The sequence below is a fragment of the Bartonella krasnovii genome, assembly GCF_003606345.3.
Taxonomy (GTDB): domain Bacteria; phylum Pseudomonadota; class Alphaproteobacteria; order Rhizobiales; family Rhizobiaceae; genus Bartonella; species Bartonella krasnovii.
Window position 1 is genome coordinate 583,331 of record NZ_CP031844.2, and the last position, 19,530, is coordinate 602,860.

Annotated in this window: 13 protein-coding genes, 1 tRNA gene and 1 pseudogene; 11 read left to right on the plus strand and 4 right to left on the minus strand. The window is 37.8% G+C overall.

The window, feature by feature from the left end; genetic code table 11:
• Nucleotides 1-175 precede the first annotated feature (175 nt).
• From D1092_RS02355 to rirA, 3 genes are read right to left on the minus strand one after another with little or no spacing between them, the layout of a single operon-like run.
• Nucleotides 176-664 carry a CinA family protein gene (locus D1092_RS02355; protein WP_120122023.1) on the minus strand — a complete coding sequence of 163 codons (489 nt, stop codon included), beginning with the start codon at nucleotides 662-664 and terminating at the stop codon, nucleotides 176-178.
• Nucleotides 661-1,851, minus strand: coding sequence for a bifunctional 2-C-methyl-D-erythritol 4-phosphate cytidylyltransferase/2-C-methyl-D-erythritol 2,4-cyclodiphosphate synthase (locus tag D1092_RS02360; protein ID WP_174767379.1), 1,191 nt, complete (start codon nucleotides 1,849-1,851; stop codon nucleotides 661-663). Before D1092_RS02360 ends, D1092_RS02355 begins: the two co-directional genes overlap by 4 nt.
• A 32-nt stretch (nucleotides 1,852-1,883) precedes the next feature.
• On the minus strand, nucleotides 1,884-2,315 hold the full coding sequence (gene rirA, locus D1092_RS02365) for an iron-responsive transcriptional regulator RirA (RefSeq protein WP_120122025.1): 432 nt from the start codon (nucleotides 2,313-2,315) through the stop codon (nucleotides 1,884-1,886).
• A 180-nt stretch (nucleotides 2,316-2,495) separates the two neighbouring features.
• Here rirA and D1092_RS02370 point away from each other — a divergent pair, with 180 nt between their 5' ends.
• The 8 genes and pseudogenes from D1092_RS02370 to D1092_RS02405 all read left to right on the plus strand — a co-directional run bounded on the left by D1092_RS02370 (nucleotide 2,496) and on the right by D1092_RS02405 (nucleotide 13,668).
• A complete protein-coding gene (locus D1092_RS02370; protein WP_120122760.1) occupies nucleotides 2,496-4,760 on the plus strand; it encodes a sensor histidine kinase NtrY-like in 2,265 nt (754 codons plus the stop codon).
• 1 nt (nucleotide 4,761) lies between these two features.
• Nucleotides 4,762-6,120: a nitrogen assimilation response regulator NtrX gene (gene ntrX / locus D1092_RS02375; protein ID WP_120122026.1), complete on the plus strand. Its 1,359-nt coding sequence runs from the start codon at nucleotides 4,762-4,764 to the stop codon at nucleotides 6,118-6,120.
• Nucleotides 6,121-6,124: 4 nt separating this feature from the next.
• Complete coding sequence (gene trkA, locus D1092_RS02380; protein ID WP_120122761.1) at nucleotides 6,125-7,501, plus strand: Trk system potassium transporter TrkA; 1,377 nt, start codon at nucleotides 6,125-6,127, stop codon at nucleotides 7,499-7,501.
• 10 nt (nucleotides 7,502-7,511) lie between these two features.
• A pseudogene (locus tag D1092_RS02385) lies at nucleotides 7,512-8,268 on the plus strand (hypothetical protein).
• A 189-nt stretch (nucleotides 8,269-8,457) separates the two neighbouring features.
• Nucleotides 8,458-9,090: an ATP-dependent Clp endopeptidase proteolytic subunit ClpP gene (gene clpP / locus D1092_RS02390; RefSeq protein WP_005773677.1), complete on the plus strand. Its 633-nt coding sequence runs from the start codon at nucleotides 8,458-8,460 to the stop codon at nucleotides 9,088-9,090.
• Nucleotides 9,091-9,274: 184 nt separating this feature from the next.
• Nucleotides 9,275-10,549, plus strand: a complete 1,275-nt coding sequence (gene clpX / locus D1092_RS02395) for an ATP-dependent Clp protease ATP-binding subunit ClpX (RefSeq protein ID WP_120122028.1) — start codon at nucleotides 9,275-9,277, stop codon at nucleotides 10,547-10,549.
• Nucleotides 10,550-10,731: 182 nt separating this feature from the next.
• Nucleotides 10,732-13,158: an endopeptidase La gene (gene lon / locus D1092_RS02400; protein WP_120122029.1), complete on the plus strand. Its 2,427-nt coding sequence runs from the start codon at nucleotides 10,732-10,734 to the stop codon at nucleotides 13,156-13,158.
• 231 nt (nucleotides 13,159-13,389) lie between these two features.
• Entirely contained in the window at nucleotides 13,390-13,668 is a 279-nt protein-coding gene (locus tag D1092_RS02405; RefSeq protein WP_120122030.1) for an HU family DNA-binding protein, read from the plus strand.
• Nucleotides 13,669-14,638: 970 nt separating this feature from the next.
• Here D1092_RS02405 and trmFO read toward each other — a convergent pair.
• A complete protein-coding gene (trmFO, locus tag D1092_RS02410) occupies nucleotides 14,639-16,051 on the minus strand; it encodes a methylenetetrahydrofolate--tRNA-(uracil(54)-C(5))-methyltransferase (FADH(2)-oxidizing) TrmFO (RefSeq protein WP_120122031.1) in 1,413 nt (470 codons plus the stop codon).
• Nucleotides 16,052-16,219: 168 nt separating this feature from the next.
• Here trmFO and D1092_RS02415 point away from each other — a divergent pair.
• The 3 genes from D1092_RS02415 (at nucleotide 16,220) to gatB (ending at nucleotide 19,507) form a co-directional block, all read left to right on the plus strand.
• Nucleotides 16,220-16,302: transfer RNA gene (locus D1092_RS02415), tRNA-Leu, on the plus strand.
• A gap of 134 nt (nucleotides 16,303-16,436) precedes the next feature.
• Complete coding sequence (gene tig / locus D1092_RS02420) at nucleotides 16,437-17,882, plus strand: trigger factor (protein ID WP_120122032.1); 1,446 nt, start codon at nucleotides 16,437-16,439, stop codon at nucleotides 17,880-17,882.
• Between the two features lie 125 nt (nucleotides 17,883-18,007).
• Entirely contained in the window at nucleotides 18,008-19,507 is a 1,500-nt protein-coding gene (gene gatB / locus D1092_RS02425) for an Asp-tRNA(Asn)/Glu-tRNA(Gln) amidotransferase subunit GatB (RefSeq protein ID WP_120122033.1), read from the plus strand.
• Nucleotides 19,508-19,530: the final 23 nt, after the last annotated feature.

Here is a 19,530-nt window from a genome sequence, read left to right on the forward strand (position 1 = left end):
GTAACGTGCAAGCGAGTGGTTTTGATTGATTCATCATAAAACAGGACTGGAGATAATCTTATGATATTCAGGTCTTTCATTTCTAAGTTAGGAGACAATAAATTATTTTTTCAAGATGTTTATAATTATGGACTCTAATGTAAAAAAAAGAGGATTTTGAAATTGGTATGGGAATTCAGAGAAGTTGCTCCAGAATCATTTGAAAAGCATTTTCAACAGTTGCATGGCGGATAGCCTTGCGATCAAGATGACCAAAGTGCATTTCTTTGTGTAAGGGGGAGTGATTTTTGTAAGCAACAGCAAGGTGCACAAGTCCTACAGGTTTGTTCAGAGTTGCACCTCCTGGACCTGCAATCCCTGTTACAGAAACCGCAATATCAGCTTGTGAATGTTTTAATCCACCTTCTGCCATTGCAAGAGCCACTTCTTTTGAAACGGCACCATAGTTTTTTATAAGCTCAGAATCTACTCCAACAAGGCGTGTTTTGGATTCATTTGAATAAACAACAAATCCACAATCGAGAACATCGGATGATCCTGCAATATTTGTGAGGCTTGCAGCAATGAGCCCCCCTGTACAAGACTCTACAGTTGCTAAAAGTAAACCTTTTTGGCGACAGGTATTCAGAACTTCATGCGCTTGTTTTTCACAAAAATATGTCATTTGGGAATTTCTCCTGGATAAAGAATACTGGCTGTTGCCAAAGCCGCAATACCTTCACCACGACCAATAAATCCAAGCTTTTCATTCGTTGTTGCTTTAATAGAGATTCGATCAGGTGAAATTGTGAGAATGCGCATAAGATTTTCCATCATTGTTTGGCGATAAGGACCAATTTTAGGTTCTTCAGCGATCAAGGTGATATCCACATTAGCAATACGACCACCCGCTTGTGTAACAATATCGAGAGCATGACGAAGAAAAGTTTCTGATGATACATTTTTCCATTGAGGATCAGAGGGAGGAAAATGTGTACCGATATCTCCTGCACCTTGAGTTGCAAGAAGAGCATCTGTTAATGCATGAAGAGCAACATCTGCATCAGAATGTCCATTTAATTTTTTATGAAAAGGAATTTTTATACCACATAATATAAGACAATCCCCTTCTTCAAAAGAATGGACATCATAACCATTGCCAGTACGGATATCAGGAAACATTTGCATTTTTTTCTGGAGATATAAATGAGCGGTATCAAAATCCTTGTGCCATGTAATTTTTATATTATGAGGATCACCTAGAACAGTAAGCATAGGAATCCCAAACCATTCGGCAATTGCACAATCATCAGTGAAGTCTTCTTTACAAACTTTTTTTGCTTGTTTATGGGCCGCTAAGATATGTTCAAAGGGAAAACATTGTGGTGTTTGTGCACTATAAAGATGGGTACGAGGAATTGTTTCTAAAACATGCTGATGATTGACGCGTTTAAGGGTATCAGAAATGGGGAGAACAGGAAGAACACCTTCTTGAGGCGTGATAGTGTTATGAATATTATCAAGAAGCTTCTTTTTGATAAAGGGACGTGCACCATCATGAATATGCACATATTGGGGATTGAATTTTTTAAGTGCCTGAAGTCCATGTAAGGTAGAGATTTGACGTGTATTGCCCCCTTCAACGATAATGAGGTGTTCTTTAAGTTCGGCGAGTGCTTGTTTACAGATTTGATGATCTTCTGGATGAATAACAAGAATAATTGTTGTGATAGCTGGATGCTGCAAAAAACAATGTACGGTATGATAAATAATCGGCTTTTGTCCTAGAAGCCGATATTGTTTTGGAATTTCATGGGGAGATCCTGCTCTTTCACCACGTCCAGCGGCTAATATGATTGCTGCAATAGAAATACTGAATCTCCTTATGTTATAACTTTAGTTTATTATTTATTAACTTTAAAATGATTTTGAAAGGATGGTCGTTGTAGATCAGCAAGGGATATCACGGATAACACCTCAAAAAAAGCATTTAATGCTTTGTGAAGTGCGGTATTCAAACCACAAAAATCAATCAATGGACAATTAGGTTCTGCATTATCAAAACATTCTGCGAGGGAAAAGTTATCTTCTGTTACTTTAAGAACATCAGCAACCGAAATCTCTTCTGCGGGTTTAGCTAACTTAACACCACCATTGCGTCCACGCACTGTTTGTATAAAACCTGCTTGAACAAGCGGTTGAAGGATTTTAAATAAAAAAAGTTCTGAAACAGCGTATGTTTTAGCAATTTCTGGAACACGACTGAGTGATCCTTGATTATCTGCACAATACATGAGCATTCGAAGAGCATAATTCGTTTGTTTTGTTAATCGCATCTTGTTTCCTTTGTAAAGTATAGTCGGGCGCAGTTTATTTTAAAGATATTTTGCAAAATTAAGAAGTTCTTCCTTATTGACTATATTTATTTGCCCTATTTTAAATGGAGTATTATTATTGTCAATTTTTGTCACAAAAGGTTATATGAGAAGAATGAGATAAGGATCTGTAAGCTTATGATGAATGCGACATCTGTGACGAATCCTCAAGATATCGATAAAAATACTCATAACGATGAGTTGTATCGTTTAAGTAAGGTATATATCTTTTTAGGAATTGCAATTATTGTATTGGCTTTATTTACAGCCTCTATTTCATTTATTATTCTCATTGGATTGACCCCTGTTGTTCCTAGTAGAACAGTAACCCTTATTCTTATAGGGATCAATAGTTTTTGGGTTTTAGGGCTTGTTGTCATCGTTTTTTATGAGATGATTCCCATTATTCGAGCTTGGCGTTCAAGGCGTGCAGGCTCGCGTCTTCATGTGCGCCTTATTTCATTGTTTGCACTTGTTGCGACTATGCCAGCTGTTGCTGTCGCTCTTGTATCAGGTCCAGCACTCAATTTAGGACTTGATCGATGGTTTGATACAACAACGCGGCAAATTGTAGGTTCTTCTATTGATTTAGCAAATGCTTATGCAGATGAAATGCTTCAAAATTTAAAAAATTTATCCTACGCGATGGCGTTTGCACTTGATAACAAAAAACTTTTAGAACGTAATCCAGCTGAATATCGGATGCAATTAACGCGTCATGCTCTAGGACGTAATTTGCGTGGTGCATTTTTGTTAAGTTCTAGTGGAACGATTTTTGTATCAAGTGCTCTTGGTGACGAGGATAAACTACCAATTCCTCCGTCCAATCTTATTGAACGCGCAACCAGTGCGAGGCCTTTTTCTTTTCAACCAGGTGTGCATGATTATTTTGGTATTATTTTAAAGTTTAACAATATTCCAAACACATTTTTATATTTGGTGCGTGACGTTGATAAAGGCGTTTTATCAGCGTTGCGTTTGACAGAAGTTAATACAGATCGTTATCGTGACTTAAATGAAAATCGCTTACTGACACAAATTGCATTTGGTATGCTTTATTTATGTCTTTTTTTTAGTTTATTCTTATCGGCTATTTGGGCGGCTATTGCTGTTGCTGATCGCTTAGTTCGTCCTATTCGTCTTCTCATTAGTGCTGCTGATGATGTTGCTTCTGGAAATATGGAAATTTTTGTGCCAGTGCGAGCAAAAGATGGGGATATTGGGCAATTATCCAAAACTTTTAATTACATGGTTAGTGAATTGAAAAGTCGGCGCAATGAGTTGATTGCAGTACGTGATCAAATTGATGAGAGACGGCGTTTTTCTGAAGCTGTGTTATCGGGTGTAACAGCGGGAGTCGCTGGTATCGATGATAATGGTGATATTACAATTATCAATCGATCTATTGAAACGATGTTTGATATTCGCTTTGAACAGGTCGTTGGACAAAGTCTTTTATCTTTAAGTACTGAAATTTGGCAAGTTTTTCAGTTTGCGCGTTCATTGGGGCGTAAAAATCATCGTGAGCAGGTCACTTTAAACGTTGCAGGAAAAGAGCGTGTTTGTAATGTTCAAGTTACAATGGAAGAGGATGATGGACAGGGGCAATCTTGGGTTTTAACAATTGATGATATTACAGATCTCGTTGCAGCGCAACGTACAGCGGCGTGGGCGGATATTGCGCGGCGTATTGCACACGAAATTAAAAATCCCCTCACACCTATTCAGTTATCCGCTGAACGTATTCGCAAACGTTATAACAAAGTTATTACACAAGATAGAGAGGTTTTTGAGCGATGTATTGACACAATTATTCGCCAAGTTGGAGATATTGGGCGTATGGTTGATGAGTTTTCTTCTTTTGCACGCATGCCCAAACCACAAATGTATGTTTTAGATATACGTGAATTGTTGCGTGAAGCATGTTTCTTGATAGAAGTGACGCGACATGATATTCAATTTGAGCAAGACTTAGGAAGTCTACCCCTTATGGGTGCATTTGATAATCGTCTTATTGTCCAGGCTTTTTGTAACGTTATCAAAAATGCGAGCGAATCCATAGATTCGGTTATGCGAGAGGAAAATATCCACGGTCATATCCTTGTCCGTTCTTATCGTCAAGAAGAATGGGTGGTTGTGGATGTTGTTGATAACGGGAAAGGACTTCCTAAAGAGCAAAGACAAAAGTTATTAGAACCCTATATAACAACACGGGAGAAAGGAACAGGACTAGGCCTAGCCATTGTGCGCAAAGTTATTGAAGATCACGGAGGCTCTATGGAGCTTCATGATGCACCGGAGAGTTTTTATGAAGGTCGTGGTGCGATGATCCGTTTGATATTTCCCTCAGATGGGGGGAAGCAGGGTAGTATTATACAAGCCATAAATCATAAGATAGGGGAATAGTATGGTATCAGATATCTTGATTGTTGATGATGAAGCAGATATTCGTGAGCTTGTTGCTGGTATTTTAGATGATGAAGGTTATGAAACGCGTGTTGCTTGTAACTCTGATGAAGCATTAGCTCAAATTAGTGAGCGTATTCCAAAACTCATTTTTTTAGATATTTGGTTACAAGGGAGTCGCCTCGATGGTTTAGCACTACTTGATGAAATTAAGACACAATATCCGGCTCTTCCGGTGGTCATGATCTCTGGTCATGGTAATATTGAGACCGCTGTTTCAGCTATAAAGCGCGGGGCTTATGATTTTATTGAAAAACCTTTTAAAGCTGATAGACTTGTATTGGTTGCAGAAAGAACACTGGAAAACTCAAATTTAAAACGTGAGCTTTCAGAATTACGAAAACGTTCAAGTGAGACATTGGAGCTGATCGGAAAATCGACAGTCATAAGAAATTTGCGTCACATCATAGAAAAAGTAGCACCAACCAATAGTCGCATCATGATAACAGGTCCTTCAGGAGCGGGAAAAGAGACTGTTGCACGAACTATTCATGCACTCTCAACACGTTCAAATGGGCCATTTGTTACAATAAATGCGGCAACGATTACGCCGGACAGAATGGAAATAGAGTTGTTTGGCAGCGAAATGGAGGGAAGAGAGCGCAAGATCGGTGCTTTAGAGGAAGCCCATGGTGGAATACTCTATCTTGATGAAATTGCTGATATGCCGCGTGAAACTCAGGGTAAGATTTTGCGAGTATTAACGGGACAGACATTTGAGAGAGTTGGTGGTACAAAACGTGTTAAGGTGGATGTCCGTATCATTTCTTCAACAGCGCAAAATCTTGAAAACCTCATTTCCGATGGGCGTTTTAGAGAAGATCTTTTCCACCGCCTTTCGGTTGTTCCTATTACTGTTCCACCATTATCAGCGCGTCGTGAAGATATTCCAGAACTTGTACATCATTTTGTAAAAACAATATCGCAACAGGTTGGAATTAAACCGCGTGAAATCAGTGATGATGTGATCGCTATTTTGCAAACGCATGCTTGGCCGGGTAATGTACGGCAGTTACGCAATAATATTGAGCGTCTTCTTATTCTTGTGCGGGATGGTGATGGTCCGATAACAGCGGACTTTCTTCCCAGTGAAGTGAGTGATCCTTTACCACGTCTTCAAATGGACTCGGATGAAAGTATCATGGATTTACCATTGCGAGAAGCACGAGAATTGTTTGAAAAGAGATATTTAGTGGCACAGATTGGGCGTTTGGGTGGAAATATATCGCGTACTGCTGAATTTATAGGCATGGAGCGTTCAGCTTTGCACCGTAAGCTTAAAGCGCTTGGAGTTTCTTGAAGTTATGCGTGTTATTATTTGCGGTGCAGGACAGGTTGGTTATGGGATAGCAGAGCGTCTTGCTGCTGAAAATCACGATGTTACTGTTATTGATATTGAAACCAAATTAATTGAAAAAATTCGCGATACATTGGATGTGAGAGGTTTTGTTGGTCATGGCTCTCGTCCTGAAGTTCTTTTGGCCGCAGATGCAGATAAAGCTGATATGTTGATTGCTGTCACTTTGTTTGATGAAGTAAATATGGTTGCTTGTCAGGTCGCTCATTCATTATTTGATGTTCCCACAAAAATTGCTCGTATTCGCTCACAATCTTATTTAGAACCCCGCTATAAGACGCTTTTTTCCAGAGAGAATATTCCCATTGATGTAGTTATTTCACCAGAAGTTGAAGTTGGAGAAATGGTTTTACGTCGTATTGCTCTGCCCGGTGCAATAGATGTTCTTTATTTTTGTAATGATGATATTGTTGCGCTCGCTTTGGAGTGTATGGAAGATTGTCCGGTCATTAATACACCTTTGCGTCAATTAACAGAGCTTTTTCCAGATCTTCACACGACGGTTACTGCTATTAAACGTGGCTCGGAGTTATTGATTGCACATTCAGAAACGCAATTGCGCGTTGGTGATATAACCTATCTTGTTGTTGCTCGTGAGCAGATGCGTCGTGCTGTTGGGCTTTTTGGTCATAAAGAACAAGATGCCCACCGCATGATTATTGCAGGAGGCGGACATATTGGCCTTTATGTTGCTCAAGCGATTGAAAAGCGTCTCCATAAATTAAAATTGAAGATTATAGAATCGCAGAGAGAAAGAGCCCTCACAATTGCTGATCAACTTGAAAAAACAACCGTTTTATATGGTAATGTGTTAGACCCAGTGATTCTTCAAGATGCGGGAATTGATCAGGCCGATTTAATGATTACATTGACCAATCAGGATCAGGTTAATCTTTTAAGTGCTATTATTGCTAAAAGATTGGGTTGCAAAGCCAATATGGTATTAATTAATAATGTTGCCTATCAAGAGTTTAGCCGCGCCGTTGGTGTGGATGCCTATCTTAATCCCCATAGCGTTACAATATCGAAAATTTTGCAACAAATGCGTCGTGGTCGTATTCGCTCTGTTCATTCAGTTTTTAATGGTCGAGCAGAGATTATTGAAGCGGAAGTGATGCAAACATCTTCATTGGTTGGTAAGTCATTATCAGAGCTTAATTTATCAGATGGTTTGAGAATTGGAGCAATTTATCGTAATAAGACAATCATACAACTTTCAGCAGAGGCGCGTATTTTGTCTGGTGATCGAGTAGTGATTTTTGCCCTTGCTGATAGAGTGCGTGATGTTGAACAACTTTTTCGCGTAAGTTTAGAATATTTTTGATCTATTGCCTATGGATATTTGCACTTTTGGGTATCGGGGACAATTGAGATTGATTGATAGGCTTTGTTTGTCTTCAATGGTAAAAATTGGGCAACGCGTTAAGCTTTTTAGTTATGATAAAAAAATAGAGAATCTTCCTGCTGGTGTTGAATTATGTGCAGCAGAATCAATTCTACCACGCTCAGCAATTTACCGCCTTGATCCCAATTTTTCTGATGATAAACCAGGAAGTACAATAGTTCAGTTCTCGAATTTTTTTCATGTTATGTTGATGAAATATAAACAAGGCTTTTGGTTAAATACATATATTTATCTCGTTAAACAGTTTCATCCAGATGCAAATCAGGTTTGGTTGGCAAGAGAAAATCACATAAGAGTAGGGGTTTTTGCCCTTTATTTTTCCCCCAATAACCCTATTATAAAAATATTTGAAGATTATTTGGAAGCCAGGAAATTATTCCTCATTGGCTTGGGTTTAAACGTTGTGTTTGGAGACCATTCTGATTAAAGAGAAAAAATGCCAATTTTACCTGGAAATTTTGGTGTTACGATGTTGGGAAATGATGGTATTTCACGGTTAGAAAAGCAAAATATTTTTTTCACGAGGCAAAGGAAATTTTTTATTATTGGACAGAGCGAAAAACTGAGTACATCTTTGAATCAGCTTTTGGCGTAAAACCGCTTACAGCTTCACGCTTGATAGGATTTCATATTCACGAAAGGCTAAGACTACAAAAAGACCTAAGGAAGGAAGTTTTTATCACTGAGCAGTCTCTCGTATTCCTGAAGTTCATAGTTTGTTTAGGTAGAGTTATTATAGTTATTTTAATCATTGAGATTTTAATCTATCTTAAACGGCTCTTGATTGTCGCTTGCACAAGAGAGTAATGTTAGCCTATGGATAAAAATATTGAATGTGTAAAGAGCGATTGTTATATGACAAGGAAAATAAAAATATGAGTGATCCAATGAAAACAGCATTAAGCCTTGTGCCTATGGTTATTGAACAAACCAATCGTGGTGAACGGGCCTATGATATTTTTTCCCGTCTTTTAAAGGAGCGGATTATTTTTATTAATGGTCCTGTTGAAGATGGTATGGCGATGCTTGTTTGTGCACAATTACTTTTCTTGGAAGCTGAAAACCCCAAAAAAGAAATTAGCCTTTATATTAATTCTCCAGGGGGTGTTGTGACCTCTGGTATGGCTATTTATGATACTATGCAGTTTATTCGCCCTCCTGTTTCTACACTTTGCATGGGGCAGGCAGCATCGATGGGGTCATTATTGTTAACAGCTGGCGCAAAAGGTCATCGTTTTACATTGCCAAATGCGCGTATTATGGTGCATCAACCCTCTGGTGGTTTTCAAGGTCAGGCTTCAGATATTGAGCGACATGCACAAGATATTATAAAGATGAAACGGCGTTTAAATGAAATTTATGTTCAACATACAGGTCAAGATTATGAGGTTATTGAGAGAACGCTTGATCGCGATCATTTTATGACAGCAGAAGAAGCTAAAGCATTTGGTTTGGTTGATGATGTTATACAGTATCGTGCAGAAACTGAAAAAGAAGAAAAAGATTAAGAATTTTTATAGAAAAAACAGTTACTTTAAATAAAGAGTTTAATAGAAAATATCGCAAAAATTAAGAGAAACACCTAAAAATATTAAGACATTTATGATTTTCTATATGTCTTTTAGTTTTCATGATGAAAAGCTTCCTTTGAAAAGGTGAAGTATTCATATATCGTGGTGAAAGGAAAGAAAAATGAGCAAAATTAGCAATAGCGGGAACGAATCAAAAAATACTCTCTATTGCTCGTTCTGCGGCAAGAGTCAACATGAGGTGCGTAAGCTCATTGCGGGGCCTACTGTATTTATTTGTGATGAATGTGTAGAGCTTTGCATGGATATTATTCGGGAAGAAAACAAGTCTTCTGGGGTTAAGGTGCGTGATGGTGTTCCTACTCCACAGGAAATTATATCCGTTCTTGATGATTATGTTATTGGTCAGCAGTATGCAAAGCGTGTTCTTTCTGTTGCCGTTCATAATCATTATAAACGGTTGGCGCATCAGTCTAAAAGCAATGATATTGAATTGGCTAAATCAAATATTCTTCTTGTTGGTCCAACGGGCTGCGGTAAAACTTATCTCGCACAAACATTAGCACGTATTATTGATGTCCCTTTTACGATGGCGGATGCGACCACTTTAACTGAAGCAGGTTATGTGGGAGAAGATGTTGAAAATATTATTTTAAAACTTCTTCAAGCGGCGGATTATAACGTTGAACGTGCGCAGCGTGGTATTGTTTATATTGATGAGGTCGATAAGATTTCTCGTAAGGCTGACAATCCTTCTATTACAAGAGATGTTTCTGGAGAAGGAGTTCAGCAAGCGTTATTAAAAATTATGGAAGGAACGATTGCTTCTGTTCCTCCACAAGGTGGACGTAAACATCCGCAACAAGAGTTCCTTCAGGTTGATACCACAAACATTTTATTTATTTGTGGAGGAGCTTTTGCAGGTTTAGAGCGGATTATTTCAGGACGTGGTGAAAAAACTTCCATTGGTTTTTCTGCGGCTGTTAAGGCCCCTGATGAACGTTGTGTTGGTGAAATTTTTCGTGATTTAGAGCCTGAAGATCTTATAAAGTTTGGTTTAATACCAGAGTTTATAGGGCGTCTTCCTATAGTGGCTACCTTAGAGGATTTAGACGTTAACGCCCTCGTGCAAATTTTGTCACAACCTAAAAATGCATTGGTAAAGCAATATCAGCGTCTTTTTGAAATGGAAAATGTTGAGTTAGCATTTCATGAAGATGCTTTACGTGCTATTGCGAAGAAAGCAATTGAACGTAAAACTGGTGCACGTGGTTTACGGTCCATTATGGAGAAGATTCTCCTTGAGACAATGTTTGAATTACCAGCTCTTGAAGGGGTTCAAAAAGTGGTTATTTCGAGCGATGTCGTTGATGGGAAAGCGAGTCCTCTTTATATTTACTCAGAACGTGCAGAAGATAAAGAAAATGTATCAGCATAACATTGTGCGATATACAATATAAAAAATGTTAATGAACGGTATTTAATAAGCTTTTCTAATAATATCGTTATAATGCTTGATTTATGTGTTAGTAATTACCACTTCATGTATTGTGGAGAGCTGAGATTTTCTAAGGGTGGGCTTGGTGTTATAGATAGCTCATAGCTCCAGAAAGGAGAGTTATGCAATATATTGATGAAAAGACAGGTGAGTTAAGAGATGGGGTTTATGCTGTTTTACCTCTTCGTGATATTGTTGTCTTCCCCCATATGATTGTTCCACTTTTTGTGGGCCGCGAAAAATCAATTCGTGCTCTTGAAGAAACGATGGCGGTTGATAAGCAAATACTCTTGGTTACACAAAAAAATGCTTCTGATGATGATCCAAAATCAGAGGATATTTATCATATTGGTACATTTGCCAATATTCTCCAACTTTTAAAGCTTCCTGATGGAACAGTAAAGGTCTTGGTTGAAGGGACTGCACGTGCAAAAATTAGTCAATTTTCTTTAAGTGATGGTTACCATCAGGCTTTTGCAGCTGTTACAGAAGAACCTAGAGAGGGTGATGTCGAGATTGAAGCTCTTTCAAGGTCGGTGATTGCTTATTTTGAAAACTATGTAAAGCTTAACAAAAAAATCTCTCCTGAAGTTGTCAATGCAATAGGTCAGATTGATAATCCTTCTAAGCTTGCTGATACGATTGCCTCTCATTTGATGATTAAACTTGCAGAAAAACAGGAAATATTAGAGCTCTTACCTGTACGAGCTCGTCTTGAGCGTGTTCTGTCTTTCATGGAAGGAGAAATTTCTGTTTTGCAGGTTGAAAAACGTATTCGTTCGCACGTGAAACGGCAAATGGAAAAAAACCAACGGGAATATTATCTCAATGAGCAAATGAAGGCTATTCAAAAAGAGTTAGGAGCAGGAGATGATAGCCGTGATGAGCTCTCTGAACTAGAAGACCGTATTAAGAGTACAAAACTTTCCAAGGAAGCGCAGGAAAAGGCTGGGGCTGAACTCAGAAAATTACGAAATATGTCTCCGATGTCCGCAGAAGCGACAGTTGTTCGTAACTATCTTGATTGGTTATTAGCAATGCCTTGGGGTAAAAAATCTAAGATTAAAAACAATTTAGATTTTGCTGAAAAGATCATGAATAATGAACATTTTGGTCTTGAGAAAGTTAAGGAGAGAATTATTGAATATTTGGCTGTACAAAGTCGTGCGTCAAAGATAAAAGGTCCCATTATTTGTTTGTTAGGTCCTCCTGGTGTTGGGAAAACATCATTGGCGCGCTCTATTGCAAAGGCAACGGGGCGTGAATATGTTCGTATCTCATTGGGAGGTGTACGGGATGAAGCGGAAATTCGCGGGCATCGCCGCACCTATATTGGTTCGATGCCTGGAAAAATTATCCAGTCTATGAAAAAAGCAAAAAAATCTAACCCACTTTTCTTGCTTGATGAAATTGATAAAATGGGACAAGATTTTCGTGGAGATCCTTCCTCTGCTTTATTAGAAGTTCTTGATCCTGAGCAAAATGGTACATTCATTGATCACTATTTGGAAGTTGAATATGATCTTTCTGATGTTATGTTCATCACAACTGCCAATACGCTTAATATTCCAGGTCCACTAATGGATCGAATGGAAATTATTCGTATTGCAGGTTATACTGAATGTGAAAAAATGGAAATTATTAAGCAGCATCTTTTACCAAAGGCACTCAAAGACCACTGTTTGTCTAAAAGAGAACTCAGCATTTCTGATGGAGCACTAAGATCGATTATTCAGTTTTACACACGTGAAGCAGGTGTTCGTAATCTTGAGCGTGAACTCATGAAAATAGCCCGTAAATCTGTTACAAAAATTCTCAAAACGCATCAAAAGTCTGTAAAGGTTAGAGAAAGTAATCTCGATGATTTCTTGGGTGTTAAACGCTATCATTACAATCAGATTGAAGGAGAAAATCGCATTGGTGTTGTAACAGGTCTTGCATGGACAGAAGTTGGTGGAGAGTTATTGACCATTGAAGGTGTGATGATGCCTGGCAAAGGCAAGATGACTGTAACTGGAAATTTGCGTGATATTATGAAAGAGTCTATTTCCGCGGCAGCATCTTATGTGCGTTCTCGTGCTGTTGATTTTGGGATTGAACCTTCACTTTTTGAAAAGTGTGATATCCATGTTCATGTTCCAGAGGGAGCGACACCGAAAGATGGACCATCTGCTGGGATTGCTATGGTGACAGCAATTGTTTCGGTCCTTACAGGGATAGCTGTGCATAAAGATATTGCAATGACTGGTGAAATTACTTTACGTGGACGTGTTTTACCAATTGGTGGATTAAAAGAAAAACTCCTAGCTGCGCTTCGAGGAGGGATAAAAAAAGTACTTATTCCTGAAGAAAACGCAAAAGATTTGGTTGATATTCCTGATGATGTCAAAAATAATATGGAAATTATTCCAGTAAATCATGTGAGTGAAGTTTTGAAACACGCTTTGGTTCGTTTTCCTGACACTATTGAGTGGAAAGAACCTTCTACAGTGGCTGTCCCTATCCGGTCAGAGAACAGTGATAATGAAGGAATACAGATTGCACACTGATTCACGCATCTTACTTATATCGGCATTTTAAAAGGTGCAGAAGGCATTGTTGTGGTTATTATTCTATTTTTTGTTAAAAAAAGTGAAAAATTCCGTGAATAACTGTGATTATTGCTAAAAAAACAATGTTTTGGATAAAAATAAGACTTCTGTTTGCTGTACTTTTCAATAAACTGACCAATAACATGATTAGGTCATGTTGTCAGCTAATATAGGGAAAGGAAATATCTTATGAATAAAAGTGAACTGGTTAGTTCCGTTGCTGAAAAAGCAGGTGTTTCGAAAGCGCAAGCTGGTGCTGTTGTTGACGCTTTTATGGCTTCTATAACAGAAGCTTTAGCTTCAGGAGGCGATGTGCGTCTTCCAGGTTTTGGTTCTTTTGAAGTTTCTCATCGTGCTGCGACAAAGGGGCGTAATCCTTCAACTGGTGCTGAAATCGATATCCCAGCACGTTCTGTACCTAAATTTTCTGCAGGAAAAAGCCTTAAAGAAGCAGTTAATAAAAAATAATTTAAACAACATTAAAAAAACCCGATTTATTTATAAGCGGGTTTTTTTACAGATATTTCTTAGACAGAGATATTGTATACGTTTTTCATATAAAAATTTTGAGTCTTTGTACCTTTTTTCTCATTTCATGAATGATTAATGTTTTTGAAAATGATTGTAAAAGTTGCATAGAATATATAGGCTTGAAGTTTATATTTTTAACCTTTTCAATTAATATGCCATTTTAATAATGGGATATTAATAACTTGTAAAATATGAGTTAACTTTTATTACGTGGAAGGGCTAAAGAGTTTCTTCAGAAACAACACCTATAAATAGTATAAAACAAAAAAAATCTGTTAAATGTATAAAGTCTACTATAAGCTACCGTTTTTTGCTTAATAGGGGGCTCGTTGACGGTATTATACTACTTTTTATTTCTATAATGTGTGGTCAGCTCTCGGCATTTAAGGCCAGTGCATAAAGGATAGTTTTCTTAACTTACAATATCAGTCTCGCGCCAGTATGAGCTAGCACTTGACGGGCTAAGCAGATAGTTTTTATCTCTTGCTATAAGAGAGTCTGAAATAAAAAAATTACAATATTTAAGTTGCTCATTTAAAATAGAAAGAGATAAATTATAATTATAAATAAAAGTACTGTAAGTTTAATTTATAAATAGATATTGTCATTTAAATAATGTAAGCGAGTATTTTTTCTTTATTACACAAAAGTTAAAATGATAGTTTTTCATAAACATTAAGAACAAAGTCAAAAAAGAAAAAATATTAATAATGAAAGTAAAGTACTATTTTTTTATTATTGTAATATATTTATATAATTATTTATATCTTTTACATTATTAAATAAATGCTGAAATATAAACAGAAATCTATCGATTGAGACAGTATTTTTATAAGGCTTTAGAATGTATTTTTTCACGAGCGTCATAGAAATTTGTTTAGTAGATGAAAATCGAATCATGTTTTTTTTATAAACAGGAGCTCTTTGATTCTTTATCCGCTAACCACTGAATACAATCATTGAGAGCTCTCGCTGTTATAACTTGTTTTTTTGCTAATTTTTTTTCTTTACTTGGCAAGCGTTTTCCTGAATGTTTAAGAGAATCAATAGGGGGAAAGAGGCCAAAATTGATATTCATTGGCTGAAAAGACTGTCTTTCTGCTTCTTTATCTATAATGTGTCCCCCCGTAATATGATTCAAAAGAGCTCCAAAAGCCGTGGTTTGTGGGGGGAGGCAAGGACGATTATGATGATATTCGGCAGCAGCAAAACGTCCAGCAAGAAGCCCTATAGCAGCTGATTCTACATAGCCTTCACATCCGGTAATTTGCCCTGCAAAGCGTAGTTGTTTTTTTTGTTTTAAACGAAGGGTTTGATCAAGAATGATTGGAGAATTGAGATAGGTATTACGGTGAAGACCACCAAGGCGTGCAAATTCCGCTTTTTCAAGACCGGGAATCATTCTGAAAATGCGAACTTGTTCTCCATATTTTAGTTTCGTTTGAAAGCCAACCATATTGTAAAGCGTTCCGAGTTTATTATCTTGGCGTAATTGAACGACAGCATAGGGTTTAACGGTAGGATTATGGGCATTTGTTAAGCCCATAGGTTTCATAGGACCGTGTCTTAAAGTTTCAAGTCCGCGCTCAGCCATAATTTCGATGGGAAGGCATCCATCAAAATAGGGTGTTTTTTCAAAATCACGAAACTCTGTTTTCTCTGCATTTTTTAGTGTTTCAACGAATGTTTCATATTGTTCTTTGTTGAGGGGACAATTAAGATAATCCTTTCCTGTTCCCTCAGGACCAATTTTATCGTAACGAGACTGATACCAACAAATATTCATATCAATACTATCGGTATGGATAATAGGTGCAATAGCATCATAAAAAGAAAGGGCTTTTATACCGGTTATTGCTTTTAACTCTTGAGCAAGTGCAGGTGAGGTAAGGGGCCCCGTTGCAATAACAACGTGTTTCCAATCCATAGGAATCTTTTGAATTTCTTCGCGTTTGATCGTTATAAGCGAATGGTTTTCAAGTGCTGATGTCACGGTTTTTGAAAATCCATCACGATCAACAGCAAGAGCACTCCCCGCAGGGACTTTATTGGCATCAGCTGCTTTCATAATCAGAGATTTTGCTAATCGCATTTCAGCGTGTAAAAGCCCTACGGCATTTGTTGATGAATCATCAGAACGAAAGGAGTTTGAACAAACCAGTTCTGCCAATTTATCAGTTTTATGGGCATCTGATTTTTTTTGGGGACGCATTTCATGCAAAACAACAGGAATTCCTGATTGAGCGATTTGCCAGCTTGCTTCACACCCCGCAAGACCGCCACCGATAATATGAATTGGAGTATCAAATGTCTTTAACATAGTCGACTTATTAGCGTAAGTCGCCGTGTATGAAAAGCATAGATTTTGTTTTGTTCTTTGTAAGAAAGACGTGTATTGAGTTTTTTTTAATATATTTATTTGCTTTTTTTCTATAATTAATGGTATAGAAACGCCGCTTGTATAAGGTTATTAGCTTGCTAAGTTTAAGCGGATGTGGCGAAATTGGTAGACGCACCAGATTTAGGTTCTGGCGGGAGACCGTGGGGGTTCGAGTCCCTCCATCCGCACCAAAGCAATCCCCTAAGTGCTACGGGTTTTTACGTGTCTGGGATTCCGCTTCATGGTAATGTAACTCTTGAAGTGTTAGAATGTAATGATGATTAGAGAGGGGTTATCCCTTTCCTTAGAAAAATGAAGGTGTTTAATGCAGGTTACCGAGACGCTTAATGAAGGACTGAAGCGCGAAATTAAGATCGTGGTTCCAGCGAAAGATTTAGAAAAAAAGTTGAATGAACGATTGGATGATACCAAGGGTAAGATCAAGCTTAATGGTTTTCGTCCCGGTAAAGTGCCAGGTGGGCATTTGCGAAAAATGTATGGTAAATCTTTTATGGCAGAGATTCTCAATGAGATACTCGCTGATGCACCACGTTCTGTTTTAGAAGACCGCAATGAACGTCCAGCGATGCAGCCAAAAATTGATATAGATGAAGATGAAAAAACTCTAGACGGGAAAGCCGATTTTACTTTTAGTTTAAAGTATGAAGTTTTACCAAAAATTGAAATTAAACCCTTTGAACATATTGAAGTTATTCGTGAAATTGCAGCTATTCCTGAAAAGGATATTGATGAGCAAGTCAATCGCGTCCTTTCTTCTACACGGAATTATTCCCTAAAAGAGGGATCTTCCGAAGAAGGTGATCGTATTACCATAGATTATCTAGGTAAGCTTGAGGGGGTTCCATTTGAAGGTGGGGCAGATAATGATGCACAACTGATTCTTGGATCAAAACAATTTATTCCTGGTTTTGAAGAGCAATTGGTTGGTGTAAAAGCTGGGGATTCAAAAACAATTTCTGTAAAATTCCCAGAGAATTACAGTGCAGCGCATTTAGCAGGACGAGAAGCAGAGTTTGACATCACTATCAAAGCTGTCTTTAGACCAGATGAATTAAAAATTGATGATGAGGCGGCGAAAAAAGTCGGCTTAGAATCTCTAAATCGCTTGCGTGAGGTTGTTCGTGGACAGATTGAAAGTCAATATGGTTCAATGACACGTCAAAAAATTAAGCGTCAAATTCTTGATGCTTTAGATGCTGATTATAATTTTGAGATTCCTGAAGGACTTTTAGAAATTGAATTCAATAATATATGGGCTCAGGTTAATGATGATTTGAAAAAGGCTGGGCGTACTTTTGAGGACGAAGGTATTACAGAAGAAAAGGCACGGGAGGAATATCGTGTCCTTGCACAACGTCGCGTTCGTCTTGGTTTAGTACTTTCTGAAATTGGAATGAAGGTCGGTGTTAAAGTTAGTGAAGATGAGCTAAAAGCAGCTGTTTTTGAGCAAGTTCGTCAATATCCTGGTCAAGAAAAAGAGATTATGGACTTTTTCCGTAAGACACCAGAAGCTGTTGAAAATCTGCGTGCTCCGATTTTTGAAGAAAAAGTTATTGATCATTTGTTAGCACAGATAAAAGTTACAGATAAAGAAGTGACGATCGAAGAATTAATGAAAGAATATGACGAATTGGATCTTCCTGAAGAAAAGCCGGCAAAGAAAAAATCTGCTGCGAAAGAAAAATCTGCTGCGAAAGAGAAGTCTACAGAGAAAACGTCAGCTAAGAAAAGGGCTTCTAAAAAAGCTTAATATTTCCGCAAACAAAACAAGCCCGATGGGATCTGGTTGTTGTGATATTATATTTTAAGCTTGTACTGTAAATGGTTTAAAATAAACTATGAGATATATTTTAAAATATTGGTAGTGGATTGGCAATGAGCATCATTGATACGCGTGCACCTAATTCTAAACGTTTTATTTCTGGCGTTACAGGTGATTGGGAAGTCGTCATTGGCATGGAGGTTCATGCGCAAATCATATCAAATTCAAAACTTTTTTCAGGTGCATCAACCAAATTTGGTGCAGAGCCAAACAACCATGTGTCACTTATTGATGCGGCTATGCCAGGGATGTTGCCTGTTCTTAATCAAGAATGTGTTCGTCAAGCAGTTCGAACAGGTTTGGGATTAAAAGCGCGTATTAATTTAAAATCTGTTTTTGATCGTAAGAATTATTTTTATCCAGATTTACCGCAAGGATATCAGATTTCTCAGTTTCGCTATCCCATTGTAGGAGAGGGGAAGATTATTATATCTGTTGGTCCAGATTCAAATGGTCAATTTGAGGATATTGAAATAGGAATTGAAAGATTACATCTTGAACAGGATGCTGGAAAATCAATGCATGATCAACATCCAACGATGTCTTTTGTAGATCTTAATCGCTCTGGTGTTGCGCTTATGGAGATAGTTTCCAAACCTGATATGCGCTCATCAGATGAAGCCAAAGCTTATATGACAAAATTGCGTACGATTGTTCGTTATTTAGGAACCTGCGATGGCAATATGGATGAAGGTTCTATGCGTGCAGATGTTAATGTATCCGTTCGTCGTCCTGGTGAAGCTTTTGGAACGCGTTGTGAAATCAAAAATGTTAACTCTATACGTTTTATTGGTCAAGCAATTGAGTATGAAGCGCGTCGTCAGATTGCAATTTTAGAAGATGGAGGCATCATAGAGCAAGAAACTCGGCTTTTTGATGCCACTAAAGGAGAAACTCGTTCTATGCGCTCAAAGGAAGAAGCGCATGACTATCGTTATTTTCCTGATCCTGATCTTTTACCATTAGAATTTGATCAAGCATTTGTGGATGCTTTGGCTGCGGATTTACCAGAATTGCCTGACGCTATAAAAGCGCGTTTTATTAAAGAAATGGGACTGACAGTGTATGATGCTTCCATTCTTGTGACAGAAAAAGCTATTGCTGATTATTTTGAAGAAGTCGCTCGTGGGCGTGATGGAAAAATAGTTGCCAATTGGGTAATTAATGATCTTTTAGGGGCTTTAAATAAAAATAATCGTGAAATTGAGGAGTCTCCAGTATCGCCAAATCAATTGGGAAGCATTATTGATCTTATAAAAGAAGGTGTTATTTCTGGAAAAATTGCCAAAGATCTTTTTGAGATTGTTTGGAATGAGGGGGGAGATCCACGCCAAATTGTAGAAGAGCGCAATATGAAGCAAGTAACAGATACAAAGGCTATTGAAAGAGCTGTTGATGAGATCGTTGCTAATAATTCTGATAAAGTTGCGCAAGCAAAACAAAAACCTGCTTTAGCAGGTTGGTTTGTTGGACAGGTAATGAAAGTAACAGGTGGTAAGGCAAATCCTCAAACTGTTAATGAATTAGTTAAGATGAAACTTGGCATAGATTAAATTTTATGGGGTAGAGAAGAATT